General features: G+C 57.8%; 23 protein-coding genes, 2 tRNA genes and 2 pseudogenes. 17 read left to right on the top strand and 10 right to left on the bottom strand.

Going from position 1 to position 26,039, the window contains the following annotated elements:
• Positions 1-211 precede the first annotated feature (211 nt).
• From AC4ANK_RS08555 to AC4ANK_RS08540, 4 genes and pseudogenes are all read left to right on the top strand, one after another.
• Positions 212-288: transfer RNA gene (locus tag AC4ANK_RS08555), tRNA-Met, on the top strand.
• A gap of 231 nt (positions 289-519) precedes the next feature.
• Positions 520-596 (top strand) — tRNA-Met (locus AC4ANK_RS08550).
• Positions 597-970: 374 nt separating this feature from the next.
• A pseudogene (mprF, locus tag AC4ANK_RS08545) lies at positions 971-3,588 on the top strand (bifunctional lysylphosphatidylglycerol flippase/synthetase MprF).
• Positions 3,588-4,922: a virulence factor family protein gene (locus AC4ANK_RS08540; RefSeq protein WP_002554672.1), complete on the top strand. Its 1,335-nt coding sequence runs from the start codon at positions 3,588-3,590 to the stop codon at positions 4,920-4,922. Before mprF ends, AC4ANK_RS08540 begins: the two are co-directional and overlap by 1 nt.
• A gap of 97 nt (positions 4,923-5,019) precedes the next feature.
• Here the strand turns inward: AC4ANK_RS08540 and AC4ANK_RS08535 are convergent, their stop codons facing one another.
• Complete coding sequence (locus tag AC4ANK_RS08535; RefSeq protein ID WP_005733333.1) at positions 5,020-6,915, bottom strand: potassium transporter Kup; 1,896 nt, start codon at positions 6,913-6,915, stop codon at positions 5,020-5,022.
• A 319-nt stretch (positions 6,916-7,234) separates the two neighbouring features.
• Here AC4ANK_RS08535 and AC4ANK_RS08530 point away from each other — a divergent pair, with 319 nt between their 5' ends.
• From AC4ANK_RS08530 to tsaA, 6 genes are all read left to right on the top strand, one after another.
• Positions 7,235-8,326: a catalase family protein gene (locus AC4ANK_RS08530; RefSeq protein WP_002554674.1), complete on the top strand. Its 1,092-nt coding sequence runs from the start codon at positions 7,235-7,237 to the stop codon at positions 8,324-8,326.
• A 395-nt stretch (positions 8,327-8,721) separates the two neighbouring features.
• Positions 8,722-10,065 carry a 30S ribosomal protein S12 methylthiotransferase RimO gene (gene rimO, locus AC4ANK_RS08525; RefSeq protein WP_002554675.1) on the top strand — a complete coding sequence of 448 codons (1,344 nt, stop codon included), beginning with the start codon at positions 8,722-8,724 and terminating at the stop codon, positions 10,063-10,065.
• Between the two features lie 102 nt (positions 10,066-10,167).
• Complete coding sequence (locus AC4ANK_RS08520) at positions 10,168-10,608, top strand: GNAT family N-acetyltransferase (RefSeq protein ID WP_002554676.1); 441 nt, start codon at positions 10,168-10,170, stop codon at positions 10,606-10,608.
• Between the two features lie 92 nt (positions 10,609-10,700).
• Positions 10,701-11,411, top strand: a complete 711-nt coding sequence (locus AC4ANK_RS08515; RefSeq protein ID WP_002554677.1) for an rRNA pseudouridine synthase — start codon at positions 10,701-10,703, stop codon at positions 11,409-11,411.
• An 80-nt stretch (positions 11,412-11,491) separates the two neighbouring features.
• The gene (locus AC4ANK_RS08510) at positions 11,492-11,953 is read left to right on the top strand and encodes a YehS family protein (protein WP_002554678.1); all 462 of its coding nucleotides are present in this window, start codon (positions 11,492-11,494) and stop codon (positions 11,951-11,953) included.
• Between the two features lie 13 nt (positions 11,954-11,966).
• Positions 11,967-12,659, top strand: coding sequence for a tRNA (N6-threonylcarbamoyladenosine(37)-N6)-methyltransferase TrmO (gene tsaA, locus AC4ANK_RS08505; RefSeq protein WP_002554679.1), 693 nt, complete (start codon positions 11,967-11,969; stop codon positions 12,657-12,659).
• 79 nt (positions 12,660-12,738) lie between these two features.
• On the opposite strand, the gene fpr is transcribed toward tsaA, so the two are convergent.
• Positions 12,739-13,518: a ferredoxin-NADP reductase gene (gene fpr, locus AC4ANK_RS08500; protein ID WP_002554680.1), complete on the bottom strand. Its 780-nt coding sequence runs from the start codon at positions 13,516-13,518 to the stop codon at positions 12,739-12,741.
• A gap of 123 nt (positions 13,519-13,641) precedes the next feature.
• On the opposite strand from fpr, the gene AC4ANK_RS08495 reads away from it, so the two are divergent.
• Positions 13,642-14,568 (top strand): LysR family transcriptional regulator, encoded by a 927-nt coding sequence (locus tag AC4ANK_RS08495; protein WP_002554681.1) that lies wholly within the window; start codon positions 13,642-13,644, stop codon positions 14,566-14,568.
• 7 nt (positions 14,569-14,575) lie between these two features.
• Here the strand turns inward: AC4ANK_RS08495 and AC4ANK_RS08490 are convergent, their stop codons facing one another.
• The 3 genes from AC4ANK_RS08490 to AC4ANK_RS08480 all read right to left on the bottom strand — a co-directional run bounded on the left by AC4ANK_RS08490 (position 14,576) and on the right by AC4ANK_RS08480 (position 16,628).
• Positions 14,576-14,941 carry a diacylglycerol kinase gene (locus AC4ANK_RS08490; protein WP_002554682.1) on the bottom strand — a complete coding sequence of 122 codons (366 nt, stop codon included), beginning with the start codon at positions 14,939-14,941 and terminating at the stop codon, positions 14,576-14,578.
• A gap of 83 nt (positions 14,942-15,024) precedes the next feature.
• Positions 15,025-15,672 carry a response regulator transcription factor ErdR gene (gene erdR / locus AC4ANK_RS08485; RefSeq protein WP_002554683.1) on the bottom strand — a complete coding sequence of 216 codons (648 nt, stop codon included), beginning with the start codon at positions 15,670-15,672 and terminating at the stop codon, positions 15,025-15,027.
• A 245-nt stretch (positions 15,673-15,917) separates the two neighbouring features.
• A complete protein-coding gene (locus AC4ANK_RS08480) occupies positions 15,918-16,628 on the bottom strand; it encodes a tRNA-uridine aminocarboxypropyltransferase (RefSeq protein WP_002554684.1) in 711 nt (236 codons plus the stop codon).
• Positions 16,629-16,906: 278 nt separating this feature from the next.
• On the opposite strand from AC4ANK_RS08480, the gene AC4ANK_RS08475 reads away from it, so the two are divergent.
• The gene (locus AC4ANK_RS08475) at positions 16,907-17,323 is read left to right on the top strand and encodes a quorum-sensing-regulated virulence factor family protein (protein ID WP_002554685.1); all 417 of its coding nucleotides are present in this window, start codon (positions 16,907-16,909) and stop codon (positions 17,321-17,323) included.
• Positions 17,324-17,516: 193 nt separating this feature from the next.
• A complete protein-coding gene (locus AC4ANK_RS08470; protein WP_002554686.1) occupies positions 17,517-18,638 on the top strand; it encodes an LOG family protein in 1,122 nt (373 codons plus the stop codon).
• Positions 18,639-18,642: 4 nt separating this feature from the next.
• Here the strand turns inward: AC4ANK_RS08470 and recX are convergent, their stop codons facing one another.
• The 4 genes from recX to AC4ANK_RS08450 form a co-directional block, all read right to left on the bottom strand.
• A complete protein-coding gene (recX, locus tag AC4ANK_RS08465; RefSeq protein WP_002554687.1) occupies positions 18,643-19,110 on the bottom strand; it encodes a recombination regulator RecX in 468 nt (155 codons plus the stop codon).
• Between the two features lie 5 nt (positions 19,111-19,115).
• Positions 19,116-20,180, bottom strand: a complete 1,065-nt coding sequence (gene recA, locus AC4ANK_RS08460) for a recombinase RecA (RefSeq protein WP_002554688.1) — start codon at positions 20,178-20,180, stop codon at positions 19,116-19,118.
• 93 nt (positions 20,181-20,273) lie between these two features.
• A complete protein-coding gene (locus tag AC4ANK_RS08455; RefSeq protein WP_002554689.1) occupies positions 20,274-20,774 on the bottom strand; it encodes a CinA family protein in 501 nt (166 codons plus the stop codon).
• Positions 20,775-20,857: 83 nt separating this feature from the next.
• Positions 20,858-20,986, bottom strand: a complete 129-nt coding sequence (locus AC4ANK_RS08450) for a hypothetical protein (protein ID WP_255872123.1) — start codon at positions 20,984-20,986, stop codon at positions 20,858-20,860.
• Positions 20,987-21,259: 273 nt separating this feature from the next.
• Here AC4ANK_RS08450 and mutS point away from each other — a divergent pair, with 273 nt between their 5' ends.
• Together mutS and fdxA are read left to right on the top strand one after the other, a co-directional pair.
• Complete coding sequence (mutS, locus tag AC4ANK_RS08445) at positions 21,260-23,827, top strand: DNA mismatch repair protein MutS (RefSeq protein ID WP_460385221.1); 2,568 nt, start codon at positions 21,260-21,262, stop codon at positions 23,825-23,827.
• Positions 23,828-24,076: 249 nt separating this feature from the next.
• Complete coding sequence (gene fdxA / locus AC4ANK_RS08440) at positions 24,077-24,400, top strand: ferredoxin FdxA (RefSeq protein WP_002554692.1); 324 nt, start codon at positions 24,077-24,079, stop codon at positions 24,398-24,400.
• 248 nt (positions 24,401-24,648) lie between these two features.
• Here the strand turns inward: fdxA and AC4ANK_RS08435 are convergent, their stop codons facing one another.
• Complete coding sequence (locus AC4ANK_RS08435) at positions 24,649-24,960, bottom strand: putative quinol monooxygenase (protein ID WP_002554693.1); 312 nt, start codon at positions 24,958-24,960, stop codon at positions 24,649-24,651.
• An 80-nt stretch (positions 24,961-25,040) separates the two neighbouring features.
• Here AC4ANK_RS08435 and AC4ANK_RS08430 point away from each other — a divergent pair.
• Positions 25,041-25,202 (top strand): annotated as a pseudogene (locus AC4ANK_RS08430) (IS256 family transposase); the annotation flags it as partial.
• A gap of 86 nt (positions 25,203-25,288) precedes the next feature.
• Positions 25,289-26,038 carry an IS5 family transposase gene (locus AC4ANK_RS08425; protein WP_460382697.1) on the top strand — a complete coding sequence of 250 codons (750 nt, stop codon included), beginning with the start codon at positions 25,289-25,291 and terminating at the stop codon, positions 26,036-26,038.
• Position 26,039 lies beyond the last annotated feature (1 nt).

Genomic DNA, 26,039 nt, shown 5'->3' with positions numbered 1-26,039 from the left:
CGGCAAGTAACATCCAGTGATGCGAAAGGTCGCCGTGAAAAACAGTGAAAAGTCCCTGACGCGTGGTCGAAAAAGCTGCGCAGCCCCGCCATACAGGCGTCAGAGCCGAACAAACTCATAAGCGGCGACGCTAACCAATTGAAGAAAAAGCACTTTTTTAAAACTAACCATTGACACCTCGCCATCTCTCTGTAGAATGCCGCCACACAGACGCGGGATGGAGCAGTCTGGTAGCTCGTCGGGCTCATAACCCGAAGGTCGTCGGTTCAAATCCGGCTCCCGCAACCAAACATCAAAAAAGGCTACTCGAAAGAGTGGCCTTTTTTGTGCCTGCGTTAAAAGTACCTTCTCATGCCCTGCCACTGACACCCCTTCATTGCAGCCTGATCAGCGCTTTCACATTGAGGCGCAAAAAAGGCAGCATCATTGGCAAAGGTGCACAATCTGCTACTCATTTGCCTGCTTTCAGGATTAAGGGTTGACACTTCAGCGTTCGGCTGTAGAATGCCGCCACACAGACGCGGGATGGAGCAGTCTGGTAGCTCGTCGGGCTCATAACCCGAAGGTCGTCGGTTCAAATCCGGCTCCCGCAACCAAACATCAAGAAAGGCTACTCGAAAGAGTGGCCTTTTTTGTTTCCGGTGAAAAAACATTTCAGGCGACCGCTAACTGCCTGAGAAAAAAGACTATTTTCCAAGCCCTTTGAAACCCTATCATCACATCTGTAACGTAATGCTTTCATTGACGACAGTTTTTGCATGCGCTGCCGATAGGTGTTACTAAGCTGAATCACGACTGAACCTCGGCTGAACAGCATCGCCTGGCCGGATTCGCTATTCGCTCGTTAGACGTTGACGCGCTAACATCCTGAAATATTTTCTGCGTAGGGATTGGTAACTTGGCTGCATACCTCCATCCTGTCGCGCACGATCCAAGGAGTGATTGATGCGCGACAACATGTCCGATTCCAATGAAACCGTTGATGCAGAGCAACCCGGCAGCCCACCACGCCAGAACTGGCGGGAGCTGCTAAGCAAATACCGGCAGCCTATCGGGCTGGCGGTGATGCTGCTGTTGTTCAGCCTGGCCCTTATTGCCTGCCGCCACATGCTGGTCGAAATGGACTGGTATGCGCTGCACGACTCACTGTTCGCAGTGCCCCTGCCCGCTCTGGGCGGCGCGCTGCTCGCGGCAATCGTCGGCTATATCATCCTGATGGGCTACGAACTGTCCGCCAGTCGCTATGCCAATGTCGATCTGCCCATCAAGACGCTGCTTCTCGGCGGCTTCACCTCGTTTGCCATCGGCAATGCGGTCGGCCTGTCGATGCTGTCCGGTGGCTCGGTACGCTACAGGCTTTATTCACGCCATGGCGTAGGCGCAATCGAAATCGCCCGCATGACCGTATTCGCCAGCCTTTCGCTAGGCTGTGCGTTGCCGCCACTGGCGGCACTGGCCACGCTGAGCAACCTGTCCGGCGCGTCACTGGCGCTCAAGCTTCCAGTAGACGTACTGGCCGTCGTTGCCACGGCGGTACTGGTGGGTAGCCTGCTGCTGGCGGTCTTTGTCTACCGTCGCCGCCTGCCGGAACAGGACATCCCGCACAATATTCTGGTTCGTCTCGGTCGTCGTACCTTGCGCCTTCCAGACTTGAAGCTGACGCTGATCCAACTGGTGATTACCGCGCTGGACGTCGCTGCGGCGGCGATGGTGTTGTACCTGCTGCTGCCGCACGCGCCGCCTCTCGGTGCGTTCATCCTTATTTACCTGCTGGCTCTTGCTGCAGGCGTGCTCAGCCATGTTCCTGGCGGCGTCGGCGTGTTCGAGGCCATTCTGCTCGCAGCCTTTGCCAACGAACTGGGTGCCGCCCCGCTAGCCGCCGCGCTGCTACTTTACCGCTTGATCTACGTGATCCTGCCGCTGCTGCTGGCCTGCCTTACCCTACTGTTTACCGAAGCCCAGCGCCTGCTGCCGACCAAGCAAGCCATGCGCGTTGCCTCGGGGCTGGCGGCACCGATTCTGGCCCTACTGGTTTTCTTGTCGGGGGTGGTGCTGCTCTTCTCTGGCGCCACCCCTGAAATCGATACCCGACTGGAAAACGTCGGCTTCATGATCCCGCATCGGCTGATCGACGCGTCGCACTTCGGAGCAAGTCTTGTGGGCGTGCTGTGCCTGCTGCTTGCCCAGGGCCTGCGTCGTCGGCTGTCTGCGGCCTGGATGCTGACCTCTATTTTGCTGCTGGTCGGTGCAGTGCTGTCGATACTCAAGGGCTTCGACTGGGAAGAGGCCAGCATGCTGCTGCTGACCGCCTGCCTGCTGCTCACGTTCCGCCGTTCGTTCTACCGCCCAAGCCGCCTGCTGGAGCTGCCGTTCTCGCCGGTCTACCTGATTGCCAGCATTTGTGTAGTCGGTGCCTCGATCTGGCTGCTGCTGTTCGCCTATCAGGACGTGCCTTACAGCCATCAGTTGTGGTGGCAGTTCACACTGGATGCAGATGCCCCACGCGGCCTGCGCTCGGCCCTTGGTAGCGCGGTGCTGTTGGTGGTGGTCTCGCTGACCTGGTTGCTGCGTACTGCCAGACCGGTCATCAAACTGCCCGACGCGGCAGATCTGGACAAGGCAGCCGAGATCCTCAAGGCATCCAAACAGCCGGATGGCGGTCTGGTGCTGACCGGCGATAAGGCGATCCTGTTCCATCCGGCTGGCAATGCGTTCCTGATGTACTCGCATCGCGGCCGCAGTCTGGTAGCGCTTTACGACCCGATTGGCCCGACCCAGCAGCGTGCCGAGCTGATCTGGCAGTTCCGCGACCTGTGCGACGTGCACCATGCTCGCCCGGTGTTCTATCAGGTGCGCGCGGAAAACCTGCCGTTCTACATGGACATCGGCCTCACCGCCATCAAGCTGGGCGAGGAAGCGCGCGTTGACCTGCGACGCTTCGATATCGACGCCAAAGGCAAGGAAATGAAAGACCTGCGTTACACCTGGAACCGAGGTGGCCGCGATGGGCTTTCGCTGGAAATCTACGAGCCGGGCCAAGCGCCTATCGATGAGCTGAAAGTGATTTCCGATGCCTGGCTAACCGGCAAGAATGTCCGCGAAAAAGGCTTCTCGCTGGGCCGCTTCAGCACTGAGTACCTCAAGTACTTCCGCATTGCCATCGTGCACTTCCAGGGCAAACCAGTCGCGTTTTCCAACCTGCTGGAAACCACCAGCCCGGAACTGGCCAGCCTGGACCTGATGCGATCTCACCCGGACGCCCCCAAGCTGACCATGGAATTCATGATGGTCGGCCTGATTCTGCATTATAAAGCCCAGGGTTATGCGCGATTCAGCCTGGGAATGGTGCCTTTGTCGGGGCTGCAGCCACGACGTGGCGCGCCGATCACTCAGCGCCTGGGTTCGATGATCTTTCGTCGTGGCGAGCAACTGTACAACTTCCAGGGGCTGCGTCGCTTCAAGGACAAGTTCCAGCCCGACTGGGAACCTCGTTATATGGCCGTGCCTGCCGGACTTGATCCGCTCGTGGCACTGGCTGACACCGCCGCCCTGATTGCGGGCGGCCTGACTGGATTGGTGAAACGCTGATGATTCGACGCTCCTGGCGCCTTTTGCTTGCAGCTCTGGTAATTGTTCTTTTAGTCGTAGCACTGGGAATATGGATCTGGAACCGCCCTGCCCCGCCCGCATCGCTGGAACACTTGAACCTTGACGGTGGCGCGCCACTGACCAGCGTGACACCGGCCACCAGCATCAAGACCCGCATTGCGCTGGCCGTCACCGCTGAAGAAATGCTCACCGACAAGCAGTTGCTGGCGATCAGCAAGGACGCTTCGGCACGCATCATTCAGGTGGTATTGCCCAAGGACGACTGCGTCCTGCAACAGAAAACCTTTCAGGAAGCCCTGGCGAAGCTTGACGGCCCCGCGAAGGTTGTCGGTGGCATAGGCCCTGGCGCAACTCTGGCGTGGCGCTGGCTGGCCGAGCAGACCGACGACAAGGCGCAGGCCATTTCCGTCGGGTTTGCGCTGGAGCATGTTTCGAATCCGCCGCCTGTTCTGGAGGAAGACGAGAAACCGCCGCAGATCTGCGACGTGCCGCTGCCGCAAAAAGCTCCGCACGGACACTGGCTGGCCGCCTGGAACGACGCCCCGGATGATCCGAGTGCAGCGTTCGTGCGTGACCAGACCAATGCCGACACCAGCATCAGCGACTACGACATTCCGCTGCCTCAGGTGCTCAACACCGAGCTGCGCCACCTGTTACTCGGTGAAAACGACAGTGGCGGCCTGGGCATCCCGGTCGTCGAAGTCCCGGCCAGCCAGCCTTCCGATACCGTGACACTGTTCATGTCCGGTGACGGCGGCTGGCGCGATCTGGACAAGGTCGTGGCAGGCGACATGGCCAAGATGGGCTATCCGGTGGTGGGCATCGACGTGTTGCGCTACTACTGGGAACACAAGACACCGGAGCAGACCGCTGTCGATCTCACCGACCTGATGAACCACTACCGTCAGAAATGGGGCACCAAGCGCTTCATCCTGGCTGGCTACTCGTTCGGCGCGGACGTGATGCCCGCGATCTACAACCGCCTGGCTGCGGATGATCAGAATCGGGTCGACGCGATCATTCTGCTGGCCTTCGCCCGTACTGGCAGCTTCGAGATTCACGTCGACGGCTGGCTCGGCAACGCAGGCAAGGAAGCCACCACCGGACAGGAGATGGCCAAGCTGCCAGCCGCCAAGGTGTTCTGTGTTTATGGTGTCGAAGAGAAGAAAGACAGCGGTTGCACCGACACTACCGCAGTCGGCGAGGCCGTTCAGTTGCCTGGAGGTCACCACTTCGATGAAGACTATCCGGCACTGGCCAAGCGCCTGATCGACGCCATCAACAAGCGTCAGGGCAAGGCTACCGCTCAGTAAGCGCCGCCAGATAGAAGTCTGAACGGCATAAAAAATCCCGGCACCGTGAGGTCGCCGGGATTTTTTTATCCACGCTGCCAGCCTTGCCAGCGAACGCTTACATCTCTACTTGCGTACCCAGCTCGATCACCCGATTGAACGGCAGCTTGAAGAAGCGCAGGTTGCCGTTGGCATTCTTGAGCATGAACGCGAACAGCGCCTCACGCCAGCGCGCCATGCCATCCATCTTCGACGGAATCACCGTTTCGCGGCTGAGGAAGTACGTGGTGCGCATCGGACTGAAATCCAGCTCCGGCAGATCACACAAGGCCAGCGCAGCAGGCACATCGGGCTCATCAATAAATCCGAAGTGCAGGATCACCCGGTAAAAGCCTTCGCCATAGGATTCCACTTCAACGCGCTGAGCGGCAGGCACACGCGGTGAGTCCTCATACACCACCGTCAACAGCACCACTTGCTCGTGCAGTACCTGGTTGTGCAGCATGTTATGCAGTAGCGCATGAGGCACGGCATCCGAACGTGCGGTCAGGAACACCGCCGTGCCCTGCACGCGATGCGGCGGCTGAACGCGAATACTGCCGATGAAGATCGGCAACGGCAGGCCGCCCTCGTCAATCCGCTCCGCCAATAGTTGCTTACCGCGCTTCCAGGTGGTCATGAGGATGAACAGCACTGCACCTGCCAGAACCGGGAAGGCACCGCCCTGGAAGATCTTCGGTACGTTGGCCGCAAAGAACAGGCCATCCACCAGCAGCAGGCAGATCAGCAACGGAACAGCCAGCAACGGCGGCCATTTCCAGAGCATCAGCATCACCGTCGACACCAGAATGGTGGTGCAGAGCATGGTCCCGGTCACTGCCACGCCGTACGCAGATGCGAGCGCGCCAGACGATTCGAAGCCGATCACCAGCAGAATGACACCCGCCATCAGCGCCCAGTTGACGGCACCGATGTATATCTGGCCCTGCGCATCACTGGAGGTGTGCTGGATATGCATGCGCGGAATGTAGCCCAGCTGGATCGCCTGCAGCGTCATCGAGAACGCGCCGGAGATTACCGCCTGCGAGGCAATGATGGTCGCCATCGTCGACAGGCCAATCAATGGCAGCAACGCCCAGCCCGGTGCCAGCAAATAGAAAGGGTTGCGAACCGTTTCAGGGTTGCCCAGCACCAGCGCACCCTGGCCAAAATAGTTGAGCAGCAGTGCTGGCAGCACAAGGATGAACCAGGCACGCGAAATCGGCTTGCGACCGAAGTGCCCCATGTCGGCATACAGTGCCTCGGCACCGGTCAGGGCCAGCACCACAGCACCAAGAATGGCAACGCCAATACCCGGATGGATGATGAAGAAATTCACACCCCAGGCCGGATTGACCGCTTTGAGCACTTCCGGCGACTGCATGATGCCGTAAACGCCCAGCGCGCCGAGCACCAGAAACCAGGTCACCATCACCGGGCCGAACAGCACGCCGATGCGTGCCGTGCCGTGGCGCTGAATCAGAAACAGCCCCACCAGCACAATCAGCGCCATGGGCACGATCCAGTGATCGAGGCCATCGAAGGCCAGTTCCAGCCCTTCCATCGCCGACAATACCGAGACTGCCGGGGTAATCATGCTGTCACCGTAGAACAGCGCAGCACCGAACAACCCGAACACCACCATCATCATTTGCAGTTTGGGGTGTTTGGCCGATGCTCGACGCGCCAGCGCCATCAACGCCATGATGCCGCCCTCGCCCTGGTTGTCAGCACGCAGAACAAACGCCATGTACTTGAACGAAACAACCCAGATCAGCGACCAGAAGATCAGTGACAACACCCCGAGTATCGCGTCATGCGTGACTTCCACGCCGTAACCGCCCTGAAACACTTCCTTGAGGGTGTACAGCGGGCTTGTTCCGATATCGCCATAAACCACCCCCACTGCCGCGATCAGCAACCCGATAGGCTTGGCAGTGCCTGCGGCCTCCCCATGACTGTTTGTTTGACTCATCCACTACTCCCGGAAACCAGACATGAGGTTCAACACTGAGAACATCACAACGCGTAACAATTCAGATTCAGCCAGACATTGACATGCCTCGGCGCGATGGCGCGAAGCATAACGCAGCACTCGTTGTAATTCTTGGTGAAACGCAAACGGCGAAAATAATCAGGCCAGCGCGCCCCGTCTTTCAGGCAGTTTACGGGGAGATATTTCTCATTGAACGACGCAAATACCGGCCGGTCATTACTTAAGCCTGCCGCCTGAAAGTTCATCAAGAACCGCATCGACGTCCGGGTACCCTGATCCCTCTGACCGAGATGCCCTGATGACTACAAAAAATCTGACTGTTCACCCATTACGCTTCCAGCCCTCATTTGAAGTCGTCCCCGACGATGAAGCGCAAACCAGCAAAGAGCTGGTGGAAGCCATGCATTCCATTCTTGAAACCACTCTGCGAGACACCGGGCACGCCATTCGCAGTGTGCATGCCAAGGCACACGGGTTACTTCGCGGGCAGATTCAGGTCTATGACGACCTGCCCGAGCCGCTGGCTCAAGGCGCGTTTGCGAAACCTGGAAATTTCCCGCTCTTCATGCGGTTCTCAACCAACCCGGGGGATATTCTTGACGACAAGGTCTCAACGCCCAGGGGGCTGGCGATCAAACTTGTGGGTATCGAAGGCACGCGCTTGCCCGGCAGCGCCGACGCATCGACCCAGGATTTCGTCATGCAGAACGCCAAGGCCTTTACTGCCAGGGACCCCAAGGCTTTTTTGAAAACCTTGAAGTTATTGGCCAAAACAACTGACAAAGCGCCGGGCATGAAGAAGGCACTGTCTGCAGTCCTTCGCGGTATCGAGTCCGCTATCGAGTCTGCCGGGGGCGAGAGTGGCACACTGAGAAGTCTCGGCGGGCACCCGATGACTCATATTCTCGGCGAGACGTTCTACACCGTCGTACCTTTTCTGTACGGGCCCTACTACGCCAAGCTGAGCGTAGTCCCCATTTCCCCAGAGTTGATGGCGCTGACCGACAAGGCTGTGGACCTGAAAGACAAGCCGGATGGCCTGCGTGAGGCAGTCAAAGCGTTTTTCCTCGAAAACGATGCCAGCTGGGAGGTTCGTATCCAACTGGCCACGGACCTGGAGAAGATGCCGGTAGAGGATGCGTCGGCGATCTGGCCGGAAGACCTCAGCCCCTACGTGGCAGTCGCTCGAATCGATGTCCCCCGCCAATCCTCGTGGTCAGAGCAAAGCATTCAGGAAATCGATGAAGGCATGTCATTCAGCCCATGGCATGGTCTTGAGGCGCACCGTCCGCTGGGCGGAGTGATGCGAGTGCGCAAACCTGCCTACGAACACTCGGCGGGCTTTCGCAGTCAGCACAATGGGTGCCCGATGCACGAGCCACGGGGTTAACAGGTCAATCGGCCCGAGGTTAGATCCTTATGGCGATGGCTCCCGTTTCATCAGTGCGCATCTGATGAAACGGAACAGCCTTCAGGCAAATACGACTTCAACTCGCGGCCGAGAGCGTAGCCAGATACGTCCTGCATATCCTGAAGGTCTCAACCAATGCGCCTCCCTCCCGAACCTGACAATTGCGCACACAAAGTATGCAGGCTCGCGCAACAGCCAAGCGCTCTTTGAGCATAAATCCTCTCCTCGCCTGACATACGTCGCAATTCTCATCCAAACGCTGGTCATCGCGCCCGCTCACCGCTAGAATTGCGCACTTTTTGATCAGAGGCGCAGCAAGCGCCCAGTCAGCGCCTGCGCTTCGCGTTCGGGTGCCCTTCACGCCGAGGTTTGCCATGTCCACCGTCACCACGCCGTCCGCCCCAAAGGTCGGATTCGTTTCACTGGGTTGCCCGAAGGCACTCGTTGATTCCGAACGCATCCTGACCCAGCTGCGCATGGAAGGTTACGAAGTCGTTGCGACCTACGAGGATGCCGACGTGGTCGTGGTCAATACCTGCGGCTTCATCGACACCGCCAAGGCCGAGTCGCTGGAAGTGATCGGCGAAGCAATCAAGGAAAACGGCAAGGTCATCGTGACCGGCTGCATGGGCGTTGACGCAAATGTCATTCGCGATGTGCACCCCAGCGTGCTGTCGGTGACCGGCCCGCAGCAGTACGAACAAGTGGTCAACGCAGTGCACGATGTCGTGCCGCCCCGCAAGGACCACAATCCGCTGATCGACCTGGTGCCACCGCAAGGAGTCAAGCTGACCCCGCGCCACTACGCGTATCTGAAAATTTCCGAAGGCTGCAACCATAGCTGCAGCTTCTGCATCATCCCGTCGATGCGCGGCAAGCTGGTCAGCCGTCCGGTTGGCGATGTACTGGATGAGGCCAAGCGTCTGGTCAAATCCGGCGTGAAGGAGCTGCTGGTTATTTCCCAGGACACCAGCGCCTATGGCGTTGACGTCAAATACCGCACCGGGTTCTGGGACGGCCAGCCGGTCAAGACCCGCATGACCGAGCTGTGCCAGGCGCTGGGTTCGATGGGCGTCTGGGTTCGCCTGCATTACGTTTACCCGTACCCGCACGTCGACGAACTGATTCCGCTGATGGCGGCCGGCAAGATCCTGCCGTACCTGGACATCCCGTTCCAGCACGCCAGCCCGAAAATCCTCAAGCTGATGAAGCGGCCAGCCTTTGAAGACAAGACACTGGCACGCATCAAGAACTGGCGCGAGCAGTGTCCTGATCTGATTATCCGCTCGACATTCATCGTCGGCTTTCCCGGTGAGACCGAAGAAGACTTCCAGTACCTGCTGGACTGGCTGACCGAAGCCCAACTGGACCGCGTCGGCTGCTTCCAGTATTCGCCGGTTGAAGGTGCTCCTGCCAATCTGCTGGATGCGGCCATCGTGCCGGATGACGTCAAGCAGGACCGCTGGGATCGCTTCATGGCTCATCAACAGGCAATCAGCGCTGCGCGCCTGCAAATGAAGATCGGCAAGGAAATCGAAGTACTGATCGACGAAGTCGATGATCGTGGCGCCGTAGGCCGCTGCTTCTTCGATGCTCCGGAAATCGACGGCAACGTGTTCATCGGTCTGGAAGAGGGCAGCACCGTTCAGCCAGGCGACAAGATCATGTGCCGCGTTACCGATGCTGACGAATACGACCTGTGGGCCGAGATGCTGTAAGCACAGCCCCTTGCCGTAACCGAAAGCCCTGCCCTTGAACCGGCAGGGCTTTTTCGTCTCTGGCCGTTGTCTATGCAAGACTGGCCGAAAGGAGAACGCGAGATGCGGTTATATACCCCGGACACCAACGATTACCCGGAGATGAGCGAGGTGTGGGAGCGCTCGGTGCGCGCCACCCATGACTTTCTACCGGACGCCTACATCATCAGGCTCAAGGGGTTGCTGACACAGTATCTGGACAGCGTGACGCTGTTCTGCACCCGGGATGAGCAGCTCAACATCACGGGCTTCGCGGGCGTGAACAAAAACCGACTGGATATTCTGTTCATCGACCCGAACCATCGCGGGAAAAAGCTGGGCACGCAGCTGCTGACCCACGCAATCGAGCACTTCGACATCCGTGAACTGGACGTCAACGAGCAGAACACTCAGGCACTGGGGTTTTACCTCCGGCATGGTTTCGACGTTGTCAGCCGTTCTGAAGTCGACGGCTTGGGTCAGCCTTATCCGATGCTCAGAATGCGCCTGACCCGTCGTAACTGACATCGATTACAGCGCAAATGCAATGTTGCCGCGATTAACCAGCGTGAGGCGGTTACAATGGCGCCTTTCCCATCAGTAAACGGCTTTTCTTCATGACAGACCCCATTCGCCTTTCCAAACGCCTTATCGAGCTGGTCGGTTGCTCCCGCCGGGAGGCCGAACTGTTTATCGAGGGTGGCTGGGTTACTGTGGACGGCGTGGTCATCGAAGAGCCGCACTTCAAGGTCAGCACCCAGAAAATCGAGCTCAGCCCGGATGCCAAGGCCGACTCCCCTGAACCGGTCACGATAATCCTGCACAAACCTGCCTCGGCAAGCGCCGAAGAGGCTTTGCAGATGATCACGCCGGGCACGCTCTCGGTCGAGCACAGCTACAGCAAGCGTCCGCTCAAGGGCCACTTCATGCGCCTTGAGGCGATTTCAAGCCTGCAAGCCAATGCCAGCGGCTTGATGGTGTTCAGCCAGGACTGGAAAATCCTGCGCAAGCTCACCGATGACCGCAGCAAGATCGAGCAGGAATACGTGGTGGAAATCTCGGGCGAAATGGTTGCTCATGGCCTGAACCGGCTGAATCACGGCCTGACCTACAAAGGCAAGGAACTGCCCGCCGTAAAGGCCAGCTGGCAGAACGAGAACCGCCTGCGCTTTGCAATGAAAAACCCGCAGCCCGGCATCATTGCCCTGTTGTGTGAAGCCGTTGGCCTGAAGATCGTCGCCATTCGTCGCATCCGCATCGGCGGCGTGTCCATGGGCAAACTGCCCGAAGGCCAGTGGCGCTACATGACGACCAAGGAAAAGTTTTAACTCCCTCGGCACCCGACCTTATTACCGCGCGCATGACCATCGTCACGCGCCGCCATACGACTTATCAGGAAACACGCCTCATGATGAACAACGACGTACTGCGTAGCGTGCGCTACATGCTCGATATCAGCGACAGCAAGGTTGTCGAAATCATCGGTCTGACCGGTTTTGAAGTGTCCAAAAGCGATGTCATCGCTTTCATGAAGAAAGAGGAAGAAGAGGGCTATCTGGATTGCAGCGATGAAATCATGGCGCATTTTCTCGATGGCCTGGTTTACTTCAAACGTGGCAAGGACGAAAGCCGTCCGCCGCAGCCGATTGATCTGCCGATTACCAACAACATTGTTCTGAAGAAACTGCGCGTGGCCTTCGAACTGAAAGAAGACGACATGCATGCCATCCTGAAATCCGCAGAATTTCCGGTTTCCAAGCCAGAGCTGAGCGCACTGTTCCGCAAGGTCGGACACACCAACTACCGCGCCTGTGGCGATCAACTGCTACGCAATTTCCTCAAGGGTCTGACCCTGCGCGTGCGTGGCTGAACCGGTCGGCACCATGAGTTACAACGTCTCCCCTGTCGGCTTCGTACGCTCCTGTTTCAAGGAGAAATTCGCCATCCCCCGCCAGCCACAGCTGGCCCCGGCAGCACGTGGAGTGCTGGAGCTGGTGGCGCCTTTCGATCAGGGTGAGGCTGTTCAAGGGCTGGAAGAGGTCAGTCATGTCTGGCTGCTGTTTCTGTTCCATATGGCGCTGGAAGACAAGCCGCGCCTGAAGGTTCGCCCTCCGCGTCTGGGCGGCAACCAGTCGATGGGGGTATTTGCCACGCGCGCGACGCACCGCCCCAATGGCATCGGCCAGTCGGTGGTCAGGCTGGACAAAGTCGAAGCCGGTCGCCTGTGGCTGTCCGGCATCGACTTGCTGGATGGCACACCAGTGCTGGACATCAAGCCATACGTACCCTACGCCGATGCAATCGCCGAGGCGACCAACCACATCGCCAGCGCTGCGCCGGCCCTGATACCGGTGCAGTGGCAGGACGCCGCCCTGCTGCAGGCTCGCGAACACGCACTACGCCTGAGTGAGCCGCTGGTCGAGCTGATCGAGCAATGCCTGGCGCAGGACCCGCGCCCGGCCTATCAGCTACCGACGCCGGAACGCCGCTACGGCGCTCAATTCTGGGATCTGGACGTACGCTGGCACTACCCGCAGGCCGGTGTGATTTGCGTGCTTGAAGTCCTGCTGGCCTGAAGGGATGCCAGCGACAAATCCCGAGCAATAAAAACCCGCCTGATCCCTTCAGGGACGAGGCGGGTTTTGTAAGGCCAACTTACTTCTCGACGAATGCACGCTCGATCAGATAGTCGCCGGGCTCACGCATGCGTGGCGAAACGGTCAGACCAAAGCTGTTGAGCACTTCGCTGGTCTCGTCGAGCATGCTCGGGCTACCGCACAACATGGCGCGGTCGTCCTGTGGGTTGATCGGTGGCAAGCCGATATCGCTGAACAGTTTGCCACTGCGCATCAGATCGGTCAGGCGACCTTCGTTCTCGAACGGCTCGCGGGTGACAGTCGGGTAGTAGATCAGCTTGTCACGCAGCGCTTCACCAAAGAACTCGTTCTGCGGCAGATGCTCGGTGATGAATTCGCGATAGGCGACTTCGTTCACGTAACGCACGCCGTGGCACAGGATGACTTTCTCAAAACGCTCGTAGGTTTCAGGGTCCTGAATCACGCTCATGAACGGCGCCAGGCCAGTACCCGTGCTCAACAGGTAAAGATGTTTGCCCGGCTTGAGGTCGTCCAGCACCAGCGTACCCGTAGGCTTTTTGCTGATGATGATTTCATCGCCTTCCTTGAGGTGCTGCAACTGCGAAGTCAGGGGACCGTCCGGCACCTTGATGCTGAAAAATTCCAGATGCTCTTCCCAGTTCGGGCTGGCAATCGAGTAGGCGCGCATGAGCGGACGACCGTTTGGCTGCTGCAGACCGATCATGACGAACTGACCGTTCTCGAAACGCAAACCAGGGTCGCGGGTGCACTTGAAACTGAAGAGGGTGTCGTTCCAATGGTGGACGCTGAGGACACGCTCGTGGTTCATGTTGCTCATGTACGTGAAGACTCCTGAAAAAATAGTGCGCGCAGAAGCATTGCGCTATTGCGCGACATTCTAGTGGCAGACACAATATCTGTTAAATGAATTATCAAGATATAGGTTATCGGTTATATAGATATGCGATTTACTCTCCGCCAGCTCCAAGTGTTCGTTGCCGTCGCCCGGCAGGAAAGCGTCTCCAAAGCAGCCGTGCTGCTTTCGCTTTCGCAGTCGGCTGCCAGCACCTCCATCACCGAGCTGGAGCGCCAATCGAGCTGCCAGCTGTTTGACCGCGCCGGCAAGCGGCTAAGCCTTAATGCCACGGGCAGGCAATTACTGCCGCAGGCCGTCGCTCTGCTGGATCAGGCAAAGGAAATCGAAGACCTGCTGAACGGTAAATCAGGCTTTGGCTCGCTGGCAGTCGGGGCCACACTGACGATTGGCAATTATCTGGCGACCCTGCTGATCGGCGGCTACATGCAGCGTCACCCGGAAAGCCAGGTCAAACTGCACGTCCAGAACACCGCGCATATCGTGCAACAGGTTGCCCACTACGAGATTGATCTGGGCTTGATCGAAGGCGATTGCAGCCACCCGGACATCGAAGTGCAGTCCTGGGTCGAAGACGAACTTGTGGTGTTCTGTGCTCCACAGCATCCACTGGCCAAACGCGCCCATGTAACGCTGGAAGAACTGACCCATGAAGCCTGGATACTGCGAGAACAAGGTTCAGGCACGCGTTTGACGTTCGATCAGGCCATGCGTCACCACCGCAACGGGCTGAATGTCCGACTGGAGCTGGAACACACCGAAGCCATCAAGCGGGCAGTGGAATCCGGACTGGGCATTGGCTGCATTTCCAGACTGGCGCTACGCGACTCGTTTCGTCGCGGCAACCTGGTGGAATTGGCCACGCCTGAGCTGGATCTGGCGCGTCAGTTCTATTTCATCTGGCACAAACAGAAATATCAGACGTCAGCCATGCGCGAATTCCTCGAACTGTGCCGCGCGTTCACCGCCGGAGTGAAGCGCAGCGACGAGATCGTGCTGCCAAGCCTGTATTGAACAAGCCCTAACCCAGCAGCACAATGCCCCACACCAGAGCGATCATGCTCAAGGCGATGAACTGGGCAGCGCTGCCCATGTCCTTGGCGTTCTTGGACAACGGGTGCAGGTCCAGAGAGATTCGGTCGATGGCAGCCTCTACAGCTGAGTTGAGCAATTCTACAATCAGGGCCAGCAGGCAAACGGCGACCAGCAAGGCATGCTCGGCCTTGCTGACGTGCAGGAAAAACGATAGCGGGACCAACACTACGTTAAGCAGTACCAGCTGGCGGAAAGCGGCTTCACCTTTGAAAGCAGCTGACAGACCGTCCAGAGAATAGCCTGCGGCATTGAGGATACGTTTTAGACCGGTTTGGCCTTTGAAGGGCGACATAGAGAGGCTGCTGTGTAAAAAAGATGAGGAAAGCTAAGGCACTAAAGGTCAAAAAAGCGTGAATGCTCGCAACCTGAACACCGTTAACTGGACGAGATGGACTCAAGCTGCTGTAACAACAACGCTGCCTGAGTTCGCGTGCGCACGCCAAGCTTGCGGAAAATCGCCGTGACGTGCGCCTTGATAGTGGCTTCGGAGACGCTGAGTTCTGAGGCAATCTGCTTGTTCAGCAGCCCCTCACAGACCATCGTCAATACTCGAAACTGCTGGGGCGTGAGGCTGGCAAGGCCAGCGCTTGCAGCCTTCGCTTCATCCGAAACACTGATCACTTCATTGACCTGCGGCGGCCACCAGACGTCGCCATCGAGCACGGTGCGCACCGCCTGCTGAATGACTTCAAGGGGGCTGGATTTAGGAATGAACCCGCTGGCACCAAACTCTCTGGAACGCACCACTATCGACGCCTCTTCCTGAGCCGAAACCATCACCACCGGTATCTGCGGATATTGGCCGCGCAACAGGACCAGCCCGGAGAAGCCATAAGCCCCTGGCATGTTCAGGTCCAGCAGAACCAGATCCCAATCAGCCTTCTCTCCCAGACGGGATTCAAGCTGGGCAATGCTTTCTGCCTCGACGAGCCGCGCTTCAGGCCCCAGGCCAATGCTCAGCGCCTGATGCAGCGCACTGCGAAACAGGGGATGATCATCAGCGATCAGGATGTCGTAGGTCATGTAGTGATCCTGTTTTTATAGTGAGGGCCGACAGAATCGGCCACCCAGCAAGACTGGCGAATGCGCATCGCGACAACCCGAAAAGAGCGTCGGTGCCACACCAGACAAGATGAATCGGCTTCCAGGCGGCGCCAAGCATGCCCAGCAAGACCATGACGGTCAAGCGCGAAGCGTCATTGCCCGAGAACATGGATGGCAATTAGCCCATACAGGGCAGATCCGCAACACTGCGTGATAGAAAGCCTTCAAATAAAAGCCTTCAAATGAGTGTGGGCCGCGTCGTCAGGGTCTATCGGCTTGAGGTACTTGGCACCCAGATAATGAGCGCTGAAGACATCCAGATAAGCATCCAGTACACCACTGGCGCAGGTATCCCCGGCCAGCTCCAGACAAAGCGCGGCGACTTCGGCAGTACAGAAGTGATCGTCTCGCCTTGATCGGCGCAAACGGTAACGCGAGATCTGCTCGGGCTCCAGCGTCAACACCGGAAACCTTTCCAGATACGGGCTTTTGCGGAACATCTTGCGCGCTTCGGTCCAGGTGGCATCCAGCAGAATGAACAGCGGACGCTTGCCATCCATGCGCGACACCTTATTGACCACACGCTCCTCGGCAACGAATTCACCGGGAAAAACGATATACGGCTGCCACTGCGGATCGTCCAGCAAGGCGAGCAATTGCTCGTCGACATCTATTCGCGACCAGCCGAAGGCGTGGGTGTCCTTGATGACATCGGCGATCAGCCAGCCGGTGTTGGTCGGCTTCAAAGGCTCGGTGTCGTACATCAGCAGGCACATGCCTGACTCGGCAGTCACGGCAGGTCGCCACGCGCACAGGCAATAACTGGAGATAACCCGGCAATCCGGACAGCGCGGCGCGCGCGAACCGCGAGCAATAAAGGGCTTGGTACTGCGGGCCAGACGCTCGTCGCGCAGACGGGAAACGGCATGACTCATTACAGGACACGCCTGCGGGGGGAATACATCGACACCACAAAGACTCGGCAGGATTAAAGTGCGCGCAGTTTATCAGAGCCCCGGCACTTCAACCCGCTTTCGGTCCTCGAGCTGTTCCCGCTTCAGAGAGACCGTGTTGAAACGGGTACAGCCCCTAGGCCCGATGAAGACTCCTGCTCTATACTGCTGCGCCATTGCAACCCGCGTTATCGGCGGGCTGCCCGGAACGCACTTTGAAGTCGCTGGTCCAACGGCCAGCCACTTAATCAGGAGAGTTTATGCTGCGCCTTATCGTACCCACCCTTACGCTTTTGCTCGTTGCTCCGCTATGCGCCCAGGCGGCGTCGAAACAGGAGTTCGAACTCAGCAAGATGCTGGAAAAAGTGGCTAAGGAAAGCAGTGTCGGCACGCCAAGAGCGATCAACGAAGACATCCTCGATCAGGGCTATACCGTCAGTGGCAACGAATTGATCAACCACTTGAGCGTACGCGAAGGTCAGGCCCAGCAAATGCGCGCCAACCCGGACGTGATGCGCAACCAGTTGGGCAACAGCGTTTGCCACAACAACGGTTTCCGCCAGTTGATGACCAAGGGGGCCGTCCTCAAGTATCAGTTCACCGAGTACAAGACCAACCGCCCGGTTGCGACCCAGACCTTTCAGGCGTCGGATTGCACTGTAAAGCCGAAAAAGTAAGCCACCCCGGCACGTAGCCCCCTCCCCGCGCGCCTGTCCCTCAGGCGCGTCAGTTCAGCAACGCTCAAGACATCCTGCAATGAATCCGCCCTGGCAATGAACAGGGAATGGGTAGCCTTTCTCTGCAAACCGGGACATCATCGATTCAACACGCCCCACCGGGCCATTGATTCTGCAGGAGGATAAACCCCGAATGCCGTATGTACCTGACGATCTTCTATCCCGACACTTTCAAAGCAACGGGCTCGACCTGACCAGCAAAATTGAAGAGCACATCAACGAGGTTGCTCCTGGTACCAGAAACCTGCCGCTGTATCGCGACATGATGCTCACGGTGCTACGCATGGCCCAGGACGACCGCAATCGCTGGGACGTCAAGATAACGCTGCAAACCCTGCGCGAACTGGACAAAGCCTTTCGGGTGCTCGAGCGCTTCAAGGGCCGCCGCAAAGTCACCGTATTCGGCTCTGCTCGCACCCCTCAAGAGCACCCCCTTTACGCACAGGCCAGAGAGCTGGGCGAAAAGCTTGCCCGCTCGGACATGATGGTCATCACCGGCGCAGGTGGCGGCATCATGGCGGCAGCCCACGCAGGTGCAGGTCTGAAACACAGCCTGGGGTTCAACATTACCCTGCCCTTCGAGCAGCACGCCAACCCTACGGTGGAGGGCACGGAAAACCTGCTGCCTTTCCACTTCTTCTTCACACGCAAGTTGTTCTTCGTCAAGGAAGCCGACGCGCTGGTGCTGTGTCCAGGCGGGTTTGGAACCCTGGACGAAGCGCTGGAAGTGCTTACATTGATACAGACCGGCAAAAGCCCTCTGGTGCCCGTCGTGTTACTGGACACCCCTGGCGGCAGCTTCTGGCAAGGTGCACTGGACTTCATCAAAAACCAGTTGCAGGACAACCACTACATTCTGCCAGCCGATATGAAACTGATGAGACTGGTCTACAGCGCCGATGACGCCGTGGAAGAGATCAACCAGTTTTATGGCAACTTCCACTCCAGCCGCTGGCTGAAGAACAAGTTTGTGATCCGCATGCGCCACGCGCTCAGCGCGAAGGCTCTGGAGCACATGCAGGAAGCTTTCGCCGATCTGTGTATCAATGAAAACTTTCATCAGCACAGCTATCAGGGCGAGGAGCACGATGAAGTTCAATTCAGTCACCTGACACGACTTGCGTTTACCTTCACAGGACGCAATCAGGGCAGGCTTCGTGAACTGGTGGACTACATCAATCAACAGGAAAACTGGGAGGACGCCTCAGCGACAAGAGATGGCGCGCAGGATCAAGCGCCACAGAAAACGCTCTGATACCTCAGTCATCCCCGCCACGGCCGCTTAACAAGCGGCCGATCATATCCAGCGGATAGCCGCGATAACTCAGAAACCTTCCCTGCCTGGCTCGCTCACGAGCATCAACAGGCAAAGCACCGGCAAACTTGCGCTGCCAGAGCTCGTGAAGCTTCTCCTGCCAATCAATGCCGCACTCCCTGAGCGCCTGCTCAATGTCGGCACGTTGCAAGCCACGCTGATTCAGCTCTTCTCGAATACGAACAGGACCGTAGCCCGAACGTGCCCGGTAAGAAACGAAGCTTTCAAGGTAACGGGATTCAGAGAGCAGGCCTTCCTCGACCAGACGGTCGAGTGCTGCATCGATAAGCTCAGGGGGAGCGCCGCGCTGACGCAGTTTACGCGTCAACTCGACTCGACCGTGCTCGCGACGTGCGAGCAGGTCCATTGCAGTGCGCCTTACGGCGACGGGTGTATCGAGTACGGCAGGCATGGCTATCAGATATCGACATCTGCTTCAGACATATCATCGGCAGCCACTGCTTCACGTGAGCCAACAGCTTTGGTGTCGACGCCAGGGGTGAGCAACTTGTCGCGAATCTGCTTCTCGAGCGCTTTGCAGATTTCCGGATTGTCTGCCAGGAATTTGGCCGAGTTGGCTTTACCCTGACCGATCTTGCTGCCCTGGTAGCTGTACCAGGCGCCGGACTTCTCGACAAAACCATGCAGAACGGCCAGATCGACGATTTCACCGTTCAGGTAGATACCCTTGCCGTAAAGAATCTGGAACTCGGCCTGACGGAATGGCGGAGCCACCTTGTTCTTCACGACCTTGACGCGGGTTTCGCTGCCGACAACCTCGTCGCCTTCTTTCACTGCGCCTGTACGGCGGATGTCCAGACGTACCGAAGCGTAGAACTTCAGGGCGTTACCACCGGTAGTGGTTTCCGGGCTACCGAACATCACGCCGATCTTCATGCGGATCTGGTTGATGAAGATCACCAGGCAATTGGCGTTCTTGATGTTACCGGTGATCTTGCGCAGCGCCTGCGACATCAGACGTGCCTGCAGACCCACGTGCATATCACCCATTTCGCCTTCGATCTCTGCCTTAGGCACCAGCGCAGCAACGGAGTCGACAACGATGACGTCGATGGCGTTGGAACGTACCAGCATGTCGGTGATTTCAAGCGCCTGCTCACCGGTGTCCGGCTGCGAAACCAGCAGGTCGTCGACATTGACGCCCAGTTTGCCGGCGTATTCCGGATCAAGCGCGTGCTCGGCGTCGACAAACGCACAGGTAGCACCCATTTTCTGGGCTTGCGCGATGACCGACAACGTCAGCGTGGTTTTACCGGAAGACTCTGGACCGTAGATTTCCACGATCCGGCCTTTCGGCAGACCGCCGATGCCCAGTGCGATATCCAGACCCAGCGAGCCGGTGGAGATGGCAGGAATAGCCTGGCGATCATGGTCGCCCATGCGCATCACGGCACCTTTACCGAACTGACGCTCGATCTGACCCAAGGCCGCAGCCAAGGCTTTCTTCTTGTTGTCGTCCATTGAAGTCCTCACGTAATCAAATTCAATTAGGGCCTTGATGGCCACAACACCTGTATAAGTAGACAGTATTATTCCACAGCGATGAGCGCGCGCCTACCCCTGTTTTGGCATTTCTCCACGCGCAAGCTGTATAAGCCCTTGCAGCGCGGCTTCGACCGTCTGTCGACGGACCTGATCCCGGTCGCCATCGAACTGGCGACGCTGTGCGACAAGCGCATCATCCTTGCCCCAACACAGCCATACGGTACCGACCGGTTTATCCGGCGAACCACCGCCAGGCCCTGCAACACCGCTGACTGCGACGGCGAATCGCGCGCCGCTTTCACGCTGCGCACCTCGCACCATGGCTTCGACAACAGGCTGGCTGACCGCCCCGGCCTCTACGAACAGTGCCTCGGGCACGCCCAATTGCCGGGTCTTCTGGGCATTTGAATAAGTCACATAACCCGCTTCGAACCACGCCGAGCTGCCAGCGATGCGTGTGATCGCTTCGGCGATTCCGCCTCCCGTGCAGGATTCGGCGGTGGTCACTTGAGCGTTCATTGCGTCGAGAAGCCTGCCAAGTGTATCGGCCAGCCCGGTTATCTCGTCCACGGTGTCCTCGTTCATGCTGGAAGCCTGTAAAAGTGATTCCTGAGACAAGGCAGCCACCTTGAAGCGGGTCTGCCATTGCCGGTTTATCGCGCATCTTTCCTGCGTTCCGGCTTTTTGACCGTTTCGACCGTCGTTTCTCTCGGCCTTTTTCTGGCTTCTTCCAGCGGGATGAAGCGACCGTTGACGGAATCCCTTGCTCGTTTGTTTTTCATATAAAAGTCCTTTTTTATAGCGTGCCGCCCGGTTATCGAGTAGCAGCGATGAAAGTCTATACGCCAAATCGAGGTTGATGGCTGTCAGGAAACGCCCGGTCACCAATAAGCGGAAGGTACGCTCTAACTGCACCGCATGATTGAGCGTGATAACCTTGCGACCATCGCACATACCCGGCAGACGCCCCTCGATTCAAGGAGGGACCACCCGTCATGCCTCAAGGTTGCCTCACTCCTCTCAAGAACTTGCCTAAGCCACTGATGAATAAAGCAATTTCCGACCTGTCCTCACATACTCCGATGATGCAGCAGTACTGGAAACTCAAAAACCAGCACCTGGATCAACTGATGTTTTATCGCATGGGCGATTTCTACGAGATCTTCTACGAAGATGCGAAGAAAGCCGCCAAGTTGCTGGACATCACCCTGACCGCGCGCGGTCAGTCGGCAGGCCAGAGCATCCCCATGTGCGGGATTCCTTATCACGCCGCCGAAGGCTATCTGGCCAAACTGGTTAAGCTGGGCGAATCGGTCGTGATCTGTGAGCAGATCGGCGACCCGGCCACCAGCAAGGGCCCGGTGGATCGTCAGGTGGTCCGCATCATTACGCCCGGAACCATCAGCGACGAGGCCTTGCTCGATGAGCGCAGGGATAACCTGATTGCCGCCGTACTGGGTGACGAACGCCTGTTCGGCCTTGCCGTGCTGGACATTACCAGCGGCAACTTCAGTGTGCTGGAGATCAAGGGCTGGGAGAATCTGCTGGCCGAGCTTGAACGCATCAACCCGGTCGAGCTGTTGATTCCGGACGACTGGCCGCAAGGTCTGCCTGCCGAAAAACGCCGTGGTGCGCGACGTCGTGCGCCGTGGGATTTCGAGCGCGACTCAGCCCATAAAAGTCTGTGTCAGCAGTTTTCAACCCAGGACCTGAAGGGTTTTGGTTGCGAAAACCTGACACTCGCCATCGGTGCTGCGGGCTGCCTGCTCAGCTACGCCAAGGAAACCCAGCGTACCGCCCTGCCCCACTTGCGCAGCCTGCGCCACGAACGCCTCGACGATACGGTAATCCTCGACGCAGCCAGTCGGCGTAACCTTGAGCTGGACACCAACCTCTCCGGTGGCCGCGACAATACGCTGCAATCGGTCATGGACCGCTGCCAGACGGCGATGGGAACGCGGCTGCTGACCCGCTGGCTGAACCGGCCGTTGCGCGACCTGACAATTCTTCAGGCACGCCAGACGTCCATTACCTGCTTTCTGGAGCGCTACCGCTTCGAGAACCTGCAACCGCAGCTCAAGGAAATCGGCGATATCGAGCGGATTCTGGCGCGTATCGGCCTGCGTAATGCGCGACCACGAGACCTTGCGCGTCTGCGCGACGCCCTGAGCGCCCTGCCCGAACTGCAGCAGGCGATGACCGACCTAGAGGCCCCGCATCTGCAGCAACTTGCGCAGACCGCCAGCACCTATCCGGAACTCGCCGATCTGCTGCAGCGCGCAATCATCGACAATCCGCCTGCCGTGATCCGCGACGGCGGTGTTCTGAAAACCGGCTACGACGCGGAGCTGGATGATCTGCAATCGCTGAGTGAAAACGCCGGTCAGTTCCTGATCGATCTGGAGGCCCGCGAAAAGGCCCGTACCGGTCTTGCCAACCTGAAAGTCGGTTACAACCGCGTGCACGGCTACTTCATCGAGCTGCCGAGCAAACAGGCCGAGCAGACCCCGGCTGATTACATACGCCGCCAGACCCTCAAGGGCGCCGAGCGCTTTATCACGCCTGAACTCAAGGAATTCGAAGACAAGGCGTTGTCGGCCAAAAGCCGTGCACTGGCACGTGAAAAGATGCTCTACGAAGCGCTGCTTGAAGACCTGATCGGCCATCTAGCGCCGCTGCAGGACACGGCAGCGGCGCTGGCTGAACTGGACGTGCTGAGCAACCTTGCGGAGCGCGCGCTGAATCTGGACCTCAACTGCCCACGCTTCGTTGCCGAGCCTTGCATGCGCATTGAGCAGGGCCGTCACCCGGTCGTAGAACAGGTACTAAGCACTCCGTTTGTCGCCAACGACCTGGCGCTGGACGACAGCACGCGCATGCTGGTCATAACCGGCCCGAACATGGGCGGTAAATCGACCTATATGCGTCAGACGGCGCTGATCGTACTGCTGGCGCATATCGGCAGTTTCGTGCCCGCTGGCAGCTGCGAACTGTCGTTGGTCGACCGGATCTTCACCCGTATCGGCTCCAGCGACGACCTGGCCGGCGGGCGCTCGACGTTCATGGTGGAAATGAGCGAAACGGCAAACATCCTGCACAACGCTACCGACAAAAGCCTGGTGCTGATGGACGAAGTCGGACGCGGTACCAGCACCTTCGACGGCCTTTCTCTGGCTTGGGCAGCGGCGGAATGTCTGGCGCAACTGCGTGCTTATACACTGTTCGCGACGCACTATTTCGAGCTGACAGTGCTGCCGGAAAGCGAACCGCTGGTGACCAACGTGCACCTGAATGCTACCGAGCATAACGAGCGGATCGTCTTCCTGCACCGCGTACTGCCAGGACCAGCCAGCCAGAGCTATGGCCTGGCCGTGGCCCAGCTTGCGGGCGTTCCGGGCAAGGTAATCACGCGCGCCAAAGAGCATCTGCAGCGCCTGGAAACCACCAGCCTGCCGCACGAACAGCCTAAAGCCAAGCCCGGCAAACCCGCGGTCCCGCAGCAGAGCGATATGTTTGCAAGCCTGCCTCATCCGGTGCTCGACGAACTGTCCAAGATCAAAGTCGACGATATGACTCCGCGGCAGGCGCTGGATTTGCTATACACATTGCAAACTCGCCTGTGACGCGAAGCGTTACATACTGTTAGAATCCCGCGCGGTTTGGGACGCTCTCGGCTTTTAGCCTGGCCGAGGCGTTTTTCGAGCCGCGTGAAAATGCAGCGAACCACTGGTAGGTAGCAGGCGACGCAGTCCCACTGCCTCAAGGCCACCCACCAAAAGCACGTATTTTCATAGGGCCGGGAAACCTCCCGAACCTGGCAACCCTGTCTGGAAGGGCTCTGCCACAGCAGCCGCCTGAGGAGAAAATTAGAAATGACCTTCGTCGTCACCGACAACTGCATCAAGTGCAAGTACACCGACTGCGTAGAAGTCTGTCCGGTGGACTGCTTTTACGAAGGCCCGAATTTCCTGGTGATCCACCCGGACGAGTGCATCGACTGCGCGCTCTGCGAGCCTGAGTGCCCTGCCGTGGCCATTTACTCGGAAGACGAGATTCCTGCTGGCATGGAAAATTTCATCGAGCTCAACGCTGAGCTTGCCGAGGTCTGGCCCAACATCACCGAAAAGAAAGATGCGATGCCGGATGCGGCAGAGTGGGATGGCAAAACCGGCAAGATCGCTGATCTGGAACGCTAGATTCCAGACAGACAAAAGGCCCTCGATAGGGCCTTTTTTGTATGCGTCCGCTGAACACATGTTGCGTGATTAGGAGGATGCCCATCCAAGCTTAAGACATGCGCCTGTCAACTACGAGCTGTCTTTTTTGACAGGTGATTGTCACATCCGTTTATCTGAAAGCCTACTTCTCAAAACCCGCAATGATGAGATTGACATAGACCAGCAACAGCTCCCTTGGGCACTGTGCCCAAGGGAGCGAATTTCTATCAGCCAACTGTCTGATAGAAATTTACTCTGGCCTCGTCAAGGTAGTCGAGGATTTTGGACGGCAAACGTTCAGTCGGCTTAGCCGGACCGAAGGCTTTGTAGAGAGTCTCGAAATGGGCATGCAGATCTTCGACGCTTTCCCATTGCTCATTCAGGAAAAAGCGATTTGCATTCTCTTCGTCCCGATGCCATTGGTAGACCACTGCCTTATCATGCTGAAGGGTGAGTTTTTGCGATACGGCTGCGATGTCGCGGTAAAACTCTTCGGTTTTGCCGTCTTTGATAGTGCCGCTGAAAACCATATAAAGCATGTCGTGTCCTCGTAAGTAGGTGTTTGCGAGACTGTCAGAAATTTTGTGTTCGGGCATAACATGTAGCTAGAGGTGCATGTATGCCGACCAAAAAGAAGTCCGCCAATGCAACAGCGAGGGAGTTGCCCTCGATTCCCCAAGAGCTGATCGAGCAGTTTGTTAAAGGCCCGATGAGCGCCGAAGCCATTCAAGACGCGTCCATGGCGTTCAAGAAGGCTCTGATCGAGCGTGCGCTAGGGTCTGTTCCCGTTTCGACGTAACCCATTGATCTCTATGAGAACAGGCCCGTATTGTTGGAGTTCTCACACAACACCAATACGAGCCTGCAATGCCCCGATTAATGCTCAGTGATGAGCACTGGCCGAAGCTTCGAGAAATTTTGCTGCACGAATCGATCTACAACAAGCGAGATTTGCGCACCACGGTTGAAGGCATGCTGTACCGCATGCGTGTGGGTTGCCCTTGGCGAGACCTGCCGAAAGCGTTTGGAAACTGGAGCAAGGTCTACAAGCGGTTCAATGCCTGGTCTGCTTCAGGCAAGTGGGTCAAGGTGCTTGAGGTGCTGATGACCGATCCTGACATGGAGTGGGTTTTCATTGATGGCAGCTATGTAAAGGCTCATCAGCACAGTGCAGGTGCTGCCAGCACGCAGGACCAGGCCATCGGAAAAAGCCGAGCCGGTAACACCAGCAAGATTCACCTGGCTGTAGACGCTTGTGGGCTGCCCATTGCATTTGACGTGACCGGAGGCCAGACCAATGATTGTTCGCAGGCGGCCTCGTTGATTGCCAAGATGCCCAATGCAGAAGTGATCATTGCGGACAAGGGCTACGACACTGAAGCGATACGCGCTCAGGTCGAGCAGCAAGGCAGCAAAGTGGTGATTCCACGAAAGCGCAATTCTCTGAAAGGGAACGCAGATCTGGACAAAGGGTTATATCGCAATCGACATCTCGTAGAAAACGCCTTTGCCCGGTTGAAGCATTTCCGGGCGGCGGCTTCTCGGTTCGACAAACTCAAGAGAAACTATGAAAGCGTCATAGCAATGGCCTGCGCTTTTCTGTGGCTGCCAATGTGAA

It is taken from the genome of Pseudomonas sp. Pmew2 (genome assembly GCF_058129885.1).
This window is presented reverse-complemented; position numbering and strand designations above follow the sequence as displayed.